This is a genomic window from Haemophilus sp. oral taxon 851 str. F0397, assembly GCF_000242295.1.
Lineage (GTDB): Bacteria > Pseudomonadota > Gammaproteobacteria > Enterobacterales > Pasteurellaceae > Haemophilus.
On the sequence record NZ_JH591083.1, the window covers coordinates 18080 to 28931 of the forward strand.

The window sequence follows — 10852 nt, forward strand, 5'->3', positions numbered from 1 at the left end:
AAGGTCGTGCTCTACCAACTGAGCTATTCCCGCAATAATGCTTTTATAATGTGAAATTGGAGCGGGAAACGAGGCTCGAACTCGCGACCCCAACCTTGGCAAGGTTGTGCTCTACCAACTGAGCTATTCCCGCAGTTCACATCAGTGAATGAGGTCGCATTATACAAATATTTTTAGGGCTTGCAAGGGTAATTTCATAAAAAGAAATTTTTTGTTGAAGTTTTCGTCAATCTAATTTCATGAAATGTTCGCGATAATAAGCTAGCTCTTTAATCGATTCTCGAATGTCATCTAGCGCCAAATGCGTATTCTCTTTTTTAAAGCCTTCTAAAATTTCAGGTTTCCAACGTGCTGCAAGTTCTTTTAATGTGCTCACGTCTAAATGGCGATAATGAAAATAATCGGCTAAATCAGGCATATATTTCACTAAGAAACGTTTATCTTGGGCAATGCTGTTACCGCAAATTGGCGACGCACCTTTCGGCACCCATTTTTTTAAAAAGTCTAAGGTTTGTAATTCTGCTGCACGTTCGGTGAGTTTGCTGGCTTTTACACGTTCAATTAAGCCGTTTTCACTATGTGTTTTTTGGCACCAATCATTCATTTTATTGAGTAATTCATCAGACTGATGAACAGCCAATACCGGGCCCTCTGCCAAAATATTCAAATTTTTATCTGTCACAATAGTCGCAATTTCAATAATACGTTCTTTTTCCGGATCTAAACCGGTCATTTCTAAATCAATCCAAATAAGATTTTGTTTATCGAATGGCATAATATCAGGTATCCTATGCAAAAATTTTCTTCATTTTACCAAAAACAAGGGAAAAAACGACCGCACTTTTATGGCTAAACGTAAATTAACTCAAAACCAAACCAGAAGAATTCAATCGAATAATGCGAAAACATTACATCGCCATAAGAAAAAAGAGATTGAATGGTCAGATGAAATGCTTGGCGAATCACAAGAAGGTGTTGTGGTAACGCGTTATTCGATTCATGCTGATGTCGAAAATGAACAAGGCGAAATTTATCGTTGTAATTTGCGCCGTACCTTGTCGAGTTTGGTGGTGGGAGATAAAGTCGTTTGGCGTAAAGGCAATGAACAATTACAAGGTGTGAGTGGTGTGATTGAGGCAATTCACCCTCGAGAAAATGAAATTTCCCGCCCTGACTATTATGATGGTTTGAAACCCATTGCGGCGAATATTGATCGTATTATTATTGTATCAGCAGTATTGCCAACGCTTTCCTTAAATATTATCGATCGTTATCTTGTTGTGTGTGAAATTGCGGGAATCACGCCTCTTATTGTTTTGAATAAAGTGGATTTATTGGCGCAAGAACAGCGTCAAGAAATTGAAGACCAACTTAAAATTTACCAAGATATTGGCTATGAAATTTTAATGATTTCAGCAAAGAGCGGTGAAAATATGGAAAAATTAACCGCACTTTTGGCACAAGGCACGGCGATTTTTGTTGGGCAATCTGGTGTTGGTAAATCGAGTTTAATTAATCATATTTTGCCTAGCGTAAACGCTCAAGTAGGGGATGTGAGTGAAACATCAGGCTTAGGGCAGCATACGACGACCTCATCTCGTCTTTATCATTTGCCACAAGGTGGTAATTTAATTGATTCACCGGGAATTAGAGAATTTGGGCTTTGGCATTTAGATGCAGAGCAAATCACAAAAGGGTATCGAGAATTTCAATATGTTTTGGGAACCTGTAAATTCCGTGATTGTAAACATTTGAGCGATCCAGGGTGTGCGTTACGTGAAGCAGTAGAGGAAGGGAAAATTTCGCCTGTGCGTTATGATAATTACCATCGATTAATTGAAAGTTTAAGTGAAACAAAATCACAACGTCATTTTTCAGTAGTTTAACGATTGCGTGAAGTGGCTAAAAACAGGCACATTTGTTGCTTTTTCACGATTTAGTTTAAGTTTTTTGTGTTTATTGTTGATTATTTTCCTTTGAACAAGGATACTAAGGCGATTTCTTAGTTTTTATTTTTTAACTATTATTTAGTAGAGGTAGCATTATGTACTCAAAAGATGTCGAAATCACAGCGCCAAATGGCTTACATACTCGCCCAGCTGCGCAATTTGTGAAAGAAGCAAAGGCATTTTTATCTGATATTACTGTGACTTCAGCAGGAAAAAGCGCAAGTGCGAAAAGTTTATTTAAGCTACAGACGTTAGGTTTAACACAAGGAACTGTGATCACCATTTCTGCAGAAGGTGAAGATGAGCAACAGGCTGTAGATCATTTAGTTGCTTTAATTCCAACATTAGAATAATACTGACTTAGCCATAAAATTGAGAAATTTTATGGCTATTGTTTATCTATCTATTTTTTAATTATTTCGGAAGGTATCTATGATTTCTGGCATTCTCGCATCCCCAGGTATTGCCTTTGGCAAGGCACTTGTTCTTAAAGAAGAAAAGATTGTTCTTGATACGCAAAAAATTACTGATGATCAAATTGATGCAGAAATTGCTCGATTTTATAAAGGTCGTGCATTGGCGGTGGAACAACTTAATTCAATCAGAGAGCGTGCATTAATTTCTTTAGGCGAAGAAAAAGCAGCAATCTTTGAAGGTCACTTGATGATTCTTGAGGATGAGGAATTAGAAGAAGAAATTCTTGATTACCTTCGTTCAAATAAAGTCAATGCTGCGGTTTCAGCGAGCAAAATTATTGATCAACAAGTCACAATGTTGTCGGAGATCGATGATGAATATTTGAAAGAGCGTGCTGGTGATATTCGTGATATTGGTAACCGTTTAATTAAAAATATTTTGGGCATGTACATAGTAGATCTTGGCGATATTCAAGAAGAATCAATTCTTGTTGCTTATGATCTGACTCCATCAGAAACTGCTCAACTTAATCTTGAAAAAGTATTAGGGGTTGTCACTGATATTGGTGGTAGAACCTCTCATACTTCTATTATGGCGCGTTCTTTAGAATTACCAGCGATTGTAGGCACAAATAATGTGACCGAATTAGTTAATACAGGTGATTACTTAATTTTAGATGCCATAAATAATCAAGTTTATATCAATCCAACACAATCTCAGATTGATGAATTAAAAACACTTGAAGCTAAAATTTCTGCGGAAAAAGCAGAGTTAGCTAAATTAAAAGATCTCCCCGCAATCACATTGGATGGGCATAAGGTTGATGTTGTTGCGAATATCGGGACAATCCGTGATTGTGAAGGGGCTGATCGCAATGGTGCGGAAGGTATTGGTTTATACCGAACTGAATTCTTATTTATGGATCGTGAACAGCTTCCGACGGAAGAGGAACAATTCATCGCCTACAAAGAAGTCGTAGAAGCAATGAACGGACGTTTAACCGTGCTTCGTACTATGGATATTGGTGGTGATAAAGAGCTTCCATATTTAGATTTACCAAAAGAAATGAATCCATTCTTGGGATGGCGTGCCATTCGCATTGCGTTAGATCGCCGTGAAATTTTAAATGCACAATTACGCGCGGTGTTACGAGCTTCAGCGTTTGGTAAATTGGCGGTGATGTTCCCGATGATTATTTCTGTAGAAGAAATTCGAGAATTAAAAGCGGTTATTGAAACATTAAAAGCGGAATTGCGTGCAGAAGGCAAAGCTTTTGATGAGCATATCCAAGTGGGTGTCATGGTTGAAACTCCATCCGCTGCCGTAAATGCAAAATTCTTAGCAAAAGAAGTAGATTTCTTCAGTATCGGTACTAACGATTTAACCCAATATACTTTGGCGGTGGATCGAGGCAATGAGTTAATTTCACATCTTTATAATCCGATGCAGCCATCTGTGCTTGGTTTAATTAAACAAGTGATTGATGCTTCTCATGCAGAGGGCAAATGGACGGGAATGTGCGGTGAATTAGCCGGTGATGAACGTGCAAGCTTATTGCTACTTGGTATGGGATTAGATGAATTTAGTATGAGTGCTATTTCTGTACCTCGAATTAAAAAATTAATCCGTAATGTGAATTTCCAAGATGCAAAAGCACTTGCTAATGCCGCATTACAAAAACCGACCGCTTCGGAAATTGAGCAGTTAATCGAAGAATTTTTGGCGGAAAATGCATTAAATTAAACAAAATTGTTTGATTTTACGTTAAAATAACAGCCATCTATGAATTGATAGGAGATTAAAATGGGCTTATTTGACAAGTTATTCGGTTCAAAAGAAAACAAATCTGTGGAAGTTGAAATTTATGCACCTATCTCTGGTGAGATTGTAAATATTGAAGATGTTCCCGATGTAGTTTTCTCTGAAAAAATCGTGGGTGATGGCGTTGCTATTCGCCCTACCGGTAACAAAATCGTTGCGCCGGTGGATGGTGTGATTGGTAAAATTTTTGAAACCAACCATGCTTTCTCAATGGAATCAAAAGAAGGTGTAGAATTATTTGTACACTTTGGTATTGATACCGTTGAGTTGAAAGGTGAAGGCTTTACTCGTATTGCGCAAGAAGGTCAATCTGTTAAGCGCGGTGACACCGTGATTGAATTTGATCTTCCTTTATTAGAATCAAAAGCAAAATCTGTATTAACACCCGTTGTTATTTCCAACATGGATGAAATTTCTTGTATCGTGAAAAAATCAGGTGAAGTGGTCGCTGGAGAGTCAGTGGTATTAAGCTTAACTAAATAATGTCTTTACGATAAAAAAGTCCGCCTTTGTGCGGATTTTTTATTTATGTAAATAAAACTGTGGTGTAGATAGGATTCAACGGAAAAATTAAAAATGATCTATAAACTTACTGGCTCACTCCAAAATTACGTATGGGGAGGGCATCAATATATTCCTCAATTACTGAATATTCCTGCGGAAGAAAATCAATATTATGCTGAATGGTGGTTAGGCACACATAATTCTGCGCCTTCAAGCATTGAGGTTGATGGTAAAAATGTATTACTTACTGAATTTTTACAGAAAAATCCTACCGCACTTGGCTCACAAAGCCGAGCAAGTTTTGGTGATGAATTACCCTATTTATTAAAAATTCTTGATGTTGCCCAACCTCTTTCTATTCAACTTCATCCAACAAAAACGCAAGCTGAAATAGGTTTTGCGGAAGAAAATGCGAAAGGCATTGAGTTAAAAGCATCAACACGTACTTATAAAGATAACAATCATAAACCTGAAATGATGATTGCTTTATCTGATTTCTGGTTGTTGCATGGTTTTAAAAATAAATCGGACATTATCGAGACTTTAGCATCGCGATCATCTTTAGCCCCGCTTGCAAAAAAATTGAGTGAACAAGATTTACATGCTTTCTATGCCGATATTATGCAAGCAGAACAAACTCAGCTACACCAATGGCTTTCTCCAATTCTGTTGGAAAATCAAACTGCTTATGAGACTAATAATCTGGATTTAACTAATCCAGATTATTGGGTGCTTTACACCATTGATGCAATGAATATTTCTTTAGATAAATTAGATGCTGGTTTAATCTGCTTCTATTTGTTTAATATTGTGCACCTCAAAAAAGGCGAGGGAATTTACCAAGATGCAGGCATTCCGCACGCTTATTTGCGTGGGCAAAATATTGAACTGATGGCATGTTCGGATAATGTGATTCGAGGTGGTTTAACGCCTAAATATGTGGATATTCCAGAATTGCTTAAAATTGTCGATTGTCGTGAAGTGGAGCCTAAAATTATTCCGTCAGCACCTCAAGACACGTGTATATTTACTTATGCTACGCCTGCGCAAGATTTCGCTTTGCAAAATATTCAATCTGAATGTGGTGAAATTCATCATTTAAAAGCACAAAGTGCGAGTATTTTATTGGTGATGAATGGCCTGTTAAATTTACGCTCAGAAACGACCGCACTTTCTTTGAAACAAGGTGAGGCAGCTTTCATTAGCGCAGGTGCGGCTTATGAAGTGGAAGGTTTAATTGAAGGCTATGCAGTATTGGCAAAATTGCCTTAATTTTATACAAAATAGGCTATAAAAGTGCGGGTGGATTTGATAGACTTTTTATACAATCTATCCACTAAAGGAGAAAAATATGCTTGATGGATTCGCTATTTCCACATTAATTTTTGTGATATTAGTCGCATTAATTTTGTTTTCTACAGTGAAAACCGTACCACAAGGTTATAACTGGACAATCGAACGTTTCGGTCGTTACACAAGAACGTTAATGCCAGGGCTAAATTTAGTGGTGCCTTTTGTTGATCGTATTGGTCGTAAAATTAATATGATGGAACAAGTTTTAGATATTCCTTCCCAAGAAGTGATTTCTAAAGATAATGCCAATGTTTCTATTGATGCGGTTTGTTTTGTGCAAGTGATTGATGCTCGAAGTGCGGCTTATGAAGTAAACCATTTGGAACAAGCTATCATCAATTTAACGATGACAAATATCCGCACCGTGCTTGGCTCGATGGAGCTTGATGAAATGCTTTCTCAACGTGATTCTATTAATAGTCGATTATTGGCTATTGTGGATGAAGCGACAAATCCATGGGGGATTAAAGTAACGCGTATTGAAATTCGTGATGTTCGTCCGCCTCGTGAATTGATTGATTCTATGAATGCTCAAATGAAAGCGGAACGAAATAAACGTGCTGAAGTATTAGAAGCTGAAGGGATTCGCCAAGCTCAGATTCTTCGTGCTGAAGGTGAAAAACAAGCTAGAATTCTAAAAGCGGAAGGGGAGCGACAAGAAGCCTTTTTACAAGCTGAAGCCCGAGAACGTGCCGCGGAAGCTGAAGCAAAAGCAACACAAATGGTATCAGAAGCCATTACCAGCGGTGACACCAAAGCGATTAACTACTTTATTGCACAAAAATACACGGAAGCATTGAAAGAAATCGGTAGTTCAGGCAACAGTAAAGTTGTGCTTATGCCATTAGAAGCTGGCAATTTAATTGGTTCTGTTGCTGGTATTGCAGAATTATTAAAGGGCGATAAAAAATCTTAATTTAGATAAAGTGCGGTGATTTTTTTAATCGTTTATCACCGCACTTTTGTAATAAAAAGCCCTTATAACAAATAGGAGAATCTATGACGGATTGGTTAATAAATTGGACGCTTTGGCATTGGCTGATTTTAGGCTTTATTTTGCTTATTGGTGAAGTGCTTACACCAGGGATATTTTTGCTATGGTGGGGCTTAGCAGCTTTAGTGACGGCATTTGTACAATTTCTTTTTCCAAGCCTTTCTCTTGCCTCACTTGCTATTTTTTACGCGCTATTAGCTTGCATACTTTCTGTGATTTGGTGGAAATATCAACATGCTAAAGATCGCCATGATCAATCTCATTCAACATTAAATCAACGTGATCATGCGTTACTTGGTAAACAAGGCATTGTTCAGGAAGTTGGCGCGAATGGAATTGGTCGAGGCGCGTTTGGTGATACAACTTGGCGTATTCAAGGCGATAATCTCACGGTTGGCGCATTGATTGAAGTTGAACGTGTGGATGGAATTACGCTAATTGTAAAAAATATTTCTAATTAGTTTAGGATTTTAATTGATAACAAACAAGACAGGCATCAAGCCTGTCTTTTTTTGTATGATTAAAATGTTCTTCCAAAATTTACCGCACTTTGAGATTAACCTAGCGTCGCTAAAATAATTTGCTCTTGATCAATGTGAATCCAAATCTGTTGCCCGATTTTCCATTGATTTGGCTGGTGGACTGTGGCACAAAATTCAATATCGCTGTCAGTAAATTGAAGGATGGCTTCTTCTTCATTTAGTGATTTGATATTTACAGGGAACTGATTAGCCTGATTTTCTAGTGGTTTTTCACTAATTTTCACCCAAGGTGCTTTGAACATCAACATCACTTCTTTTTCCGTAATGAGTTTCAAACGAGCCGAGCTTTTAGTGGTAATAGAAACTTGCAATGGGGTTGGTAATCCTTGCACATTCACATCCACAACACAACGAGAGTCAATGATTCGTTGTCGTGCCACTCGCCCAAAAAATTGATTGCGTGCACTACTTTGTAAAGAAAAACGTGCAGTTGCTGTGAGTAAACTATCTAACGGTACGGATTCATCTTGTAGAATATGAAAAGCGTGTTCTTGCGTACGTTCTAATAAATCATAAAGCTGTAGCAAACGCTCGGCATAAGTGGTAAGCGCCGTGCCTCCGCCATTTTTTCCACCTGTATTTCGTTCCAGCAATGGGCTAGGGCTGATTTTATTCATCGCTTCTAAATGATCCCACGCACTTTTATAGCTCACTTTTGCATTTTTCGCAGCTTGATTAATCGAACCGCATTGTTGAATTTCTTTGAGTAAACGCACTCGTTTTGGATCGATAAAAAGTTCTTGTTGAAGTTTAATGGTGAGTAAAATTTCGGTGTTTTTCATTTTGCTGTCCCTAAGTAATCCTAAGTGGTAAGCCTAAGCGTTATATATTTTACTAAATAATTTTTCTTTTGCTATATGATTGTTATTTGTTTCAATATATAATTAAGTAAATAACGTTTAATCATAGGAGATGATTCATGAAAAAATTAACTAAAATTTCAACCGCACTTTTAATCGCAGGATTAGGATTTTCTTTTGCAGCATCCGCTAAAGTGACTGTATTTGCAGCGGCTTCAATGACAGATGCTTTACAACAAGTTGCAAAAGATTACGCAAAACAAAACCCGAAAAATGAAGTAGTGTTTTCTTTTGCTTCTTCTTCAACTTTAGCAAAACAAATTGAAGAAGGCGCGCCAGCAGATATTTTTGTCTCTGCAAGCAATAAATGGATGAAATATCTTTCTGAAAAAGATTTAACCGTAAAAGAAACCGAAAAAGTTTTAGTGGGTAATGATTTAGTCTTAATTGCACCAGCAAAAAGTGCGGTAAATTCTGTGGATATTGCAAAAGGCGAATGGATTAACGCACTAAAAGATAGCTATTTATCTGTAGGAGATCCTGCACACGTGCCTGCTGGTCAATATGCAGAAGAAGCATTAACCAAATTAAATTTATGGGATAAGGTAAAAGATCGTTTAGCGCGTGGAAAAGATGTGCGTGGCGCATTAGCTTTAGTTGAACGTGCAGAAGCACCTTACGGTATTGTGTACAGCACTGATGCAAAAATTAGCCAACAAGTTAAAACGGTTGCGGTTTTCCCAGCTGATAGTCATAAACCAGTTGTTTATCCTGTTTCTATTGTAAAAGGTCATGATAATGCGGATTCTCGCGATTTCTTGAAATATTTAGAATCAGATGTAGCGAAGAAAGTGCTTGTAGGGTATGGTTTCTCTGCAAAATAAGATAGAATCTTAATAGTCATGAAGGGCGGATATTTCTGCCCTTTTGTTATTATAGAGCATCTTACCTCTCATCAATGTGGGATATTCTCATAAAAAGGGATTTAAAGAGAGGCTATTTGTATAAGGATTCATTTTGCTTACCCAATTTTTCTCATTTTTCAATCTGACTCCAATGGAAATCTCAGCGATTAATTTAAGCCTGAGTGTTGCAGTCAGTTCCATGCTTTGGAGTTTGCCTTTAGCCATTTTTGTTGCGTGGCTTTTAGCGCGCAAAAACTTCTATGGCAAATCCCTGATTACTGGCGTAATTCATTTGCCTTTAGTGTTACCACCTGTGGTTATCGGTTATCTATTGCTTGTTGCAATGGGGCGCAATGGTTTTATTGGTAAGTATTTATATCAGTGGTTTGGCTTATCTTTTGGTTTTAGTTGGAAGGGGGCGGTGCTTTCCTCTGCAGTGGTTGCCTTTCCATTGGTTGTTCGCGCGATTCGACTTTCTTTAGAAAATATTGATATTAAATTGGAGCAAGCAGCGCAAACACTCGGCGCCTCCGCTTGGCGTGTATTTTTTACAATAACCTTGCCACTTTCTTTACCTGGAGTTTTAGCTGGACTCGTGCTTGGTTTCGCACGATCATTAGGGGAATTTGGCGCGACCATTACCTTTGTATCGAACATTGCAGGCGAAACTCAAACGATTCCACTTGCGATGTATTCTTTTATTCAAACACCGGGAGCGGAAGAACAAACTGCTCGCTTATGTTTATTTGCTATCATTCTTTCATTGATTTCTTTGCTATTGTCAGAGTGGTTGAGCAAGCGAATGCAGAAAAAATTAGGACAAGGAAATGTTGCAGATTAATGTGAAAAAACAGCTCGGGCAACTTGCTTTGCAAGCTAATATACAAGTACCAGATCAAGGCGTAACCGCAATTTTCGGTTTGTCTGGCTCAGGCAAAACGTCGCTGATTAATCTCGTGAGTGGCTTGATACAACCTGACGAAGGATTCATCCGTTTAAATGACCGCACTTTAGTGGATATGGAAACTCAGGAATCATTGCCGACCCACTTGCGTAAAATTGGCTATGTGTTCCAAGATGCGCGTTTATTTCCTCACTACACAGTGAAAGGCAATTTGCGCTATGGCATGAAAAATGTCTCGCAAGATGATTTTAACTATATTGTCGATCTTCTCGGTATTACTCATTTATTAAAGCGTTATCCCCTCACGCTTTCAGGTGGTGAGAAGCAGCGTGTCGCAATTGGTCGAGCATTGTTGGCAGAACCTGACATTTTACTGATGGATGAACCTCTTTCAGCCCTTGATGTTCCTCGCAAACGCGAGCTAATGCAATATTTGGAACGTCTTTCTAAAGAAATTAATATCCCGATTTTATATGTTACTCATAGCTTGGACGAACTGTTGCGTTTAGCTGATAGGGTCGTACTGATGGAAAACGGCATTGTGAAAGCCTATGACAGCGTAGAAAAAATTTGGAATAGTGCTATTTTTGCTCCTTGGAAAGGGGAAAGCGAACAGAGTAGTGTACTTGCCTTGCCCGTTCATTTGCATAATCCACCTTATAA

General features: G+C 38.1%; 12 protein-coding genes and 2 tRNA genes (1 of these 14 only partly in view). 10 read left to right on the top strand and 4 right to left on the bottom strand.

The features are described 5' to 3' along the window. From HMPREF9096_RS0108875 to orn, 3 genes are all read right to left on the bottom strand, one after another. A tRNA-OTHER gene (locus HMPREF9096_RS0108875) sits at positions 1–33 on the bottom strand (it extends 43 nt beyond the left edge of the window). 24 nt (positions 34–57) lie between these two features. Further along, a tRNA-Gly gene (locus HMPREF9096_RS00575) sits at positions 58–133 on the bottom strand. Between the two features lie 93 nt (positions 134–226). After that, positions 227–775 carry an oligoribonuclease gene (gene orn, locus HMPREF9096_RS00570; protein ID WP_009500975.1) on the bottom strand — a complete coding sequence of 183 codons (549 nt, stop codon included), beginning with the start codon at positions 773–775 and terminating at the stop codon, positions 227–229. A gap of 70 nt (positions 776–845) precedes the next feature. Between orn and rsgA the strand changes: the two genes are divergently transcribed. The 7 genes from rsgA (at position 846) to HMPREF9096_RS00535 (ending at position 7499) form a co-directional block, all read left to right on the top strand. Further along, a complete protein-coding gene (rsgA, locus tag HMPREF9096_RS00565; protein WP_009500976.1) occupies positions 846–1886 on the top strand; it encodes a small ribosomal subunit biogenesis GTPase RsgA in 1041 nt (346 codons plus the stop codon). Between the two features lie 158 nt (positions 1887–2044). Next, positions 2045–2302, top strand: coding sequence for a phosphocarrier protein Hpr (gene ptsH / locus HMPREF9096_RS00560; RefSeq protein ID WP_009500977.1), 258 nt, complete (start codon positions 2045–2047; stop codon positions 2300–2302). Positions 2303–2381: 79 nt separating this feature from the next. Beyond that, positions 2382–4109: a phosphoenolpyruvate-protein phosphotransferase PtsI gene (gene ptsI / locus HMPREF9096_RS00555; RefSeq protein WP_009500978.1), complete on the top strand. Its 1728-nt coding sequence runs from the start codon at positions 2382–2384 to the stop codon at positions 4107–4109. 60 nt (positions 4110–4169) lie between these two features. Then, the gene (gene crr, locus HMPREF9096_RS00550) at positions 4170–4670 is read left to right on the top strand and encodes a PTS glucose transporter subunit IIA (protein ID WP_005635907.1); all 501 of its coding nucleotides are present in this window, start codon (positions 4170–4172) and stop codon (positions 4668–4670) included. Positions 4671–4763: 93 nt separating this feature from the next. Beyond that, positions 4764–5963, top strand: coding sequence for a mannose-6-phosphate isomerase, class I (gene manA / locus HMPREF9096_RS00545; RefSeq protein ID WP_009500979.1), 1200 nt, complete (start codon positions 4764–4766; stop codon positions 5961–5963). 79 nt (positions 5964–6042) lie between these two features. Then, positions 6043–6960, top strand: a complete 918-nt coding sequence (locus HMPREF9096_RS00540) for an SPFH domain-containing protein (protein WP_005628412.1) — start codon at positions 6043–6045, stop codon at positions 6958–6960. 83 nt (positions 6961–7043) lie between these two features. Continuing rightward, complete coding sequence (locus tag HMPREF9096_RS00535) at positions 7044–7499, top strand: NfeD family protein (RefSeq protein WP_009500980.1); 456 nt, start codon at positions 7044–7046, stop codon at positions 7497–7499. A gap of 95 nt (positions 7500–7594) precedes the next feature. Here HMPREF9096_RS00535 and HMPREF9096_RS00530 read toward each other — a convergent pair whose 3' ends face one another. After that, the gene (locus HMPREF9096_RS00530) at positions 7595–8362 is read right to left on the bottom strand and encodes a TOBE domain-containing protein (protein ID WP_009500981.1); all 768 of its coding nucleotides are present in this window, start codon (positions 8360–8362) and stop codon (positions 7595–7597) included. Between the two features lie 137 nt (positions 8363–8499). Here HMPREF9096_RS00530 and modA point away from each other — a divergent pair, with 137 nt between their 5' ends. The 3 genes from modA to modC form a co-directional block, all read left to right on the top strand. Then, positions 8500–9264, top strand: a complete 765-nt coding sequence (modA, locus tag HMPREF9096_RS00525) for a molybdate ABC transporter substrate-binding protein (RefSeq protein ID WP_009500982.1) — start codon at positions 8500–8502, stop codon at positions 9262–9264. A gap of 133 nt (positions 9265–9397) precedes the next feature. Then, the gene (gene modB / locus HMPREF9096_RS00520; protein WP_005654374.1) at positions 9398–10126 is read left to right on the top strand and encodes a molybdate ABC transporter permease subunit; all 729 of its coding nucleotides are present in this window, start codon (positions 9398–9400) and stop codon (positions 10124–10126) included. Continuing rightward, on the top strand, positions 10113–10852 hold a 740-nt coding region (modC, locus tag HMPREF9096_RS08995), incomplete at its 3' end, for a molybdenum ABC transporter ATP-binding protein (protein ID WP_009500985.1). The genes modB and modC, both read left to right, overlap by 14 nt.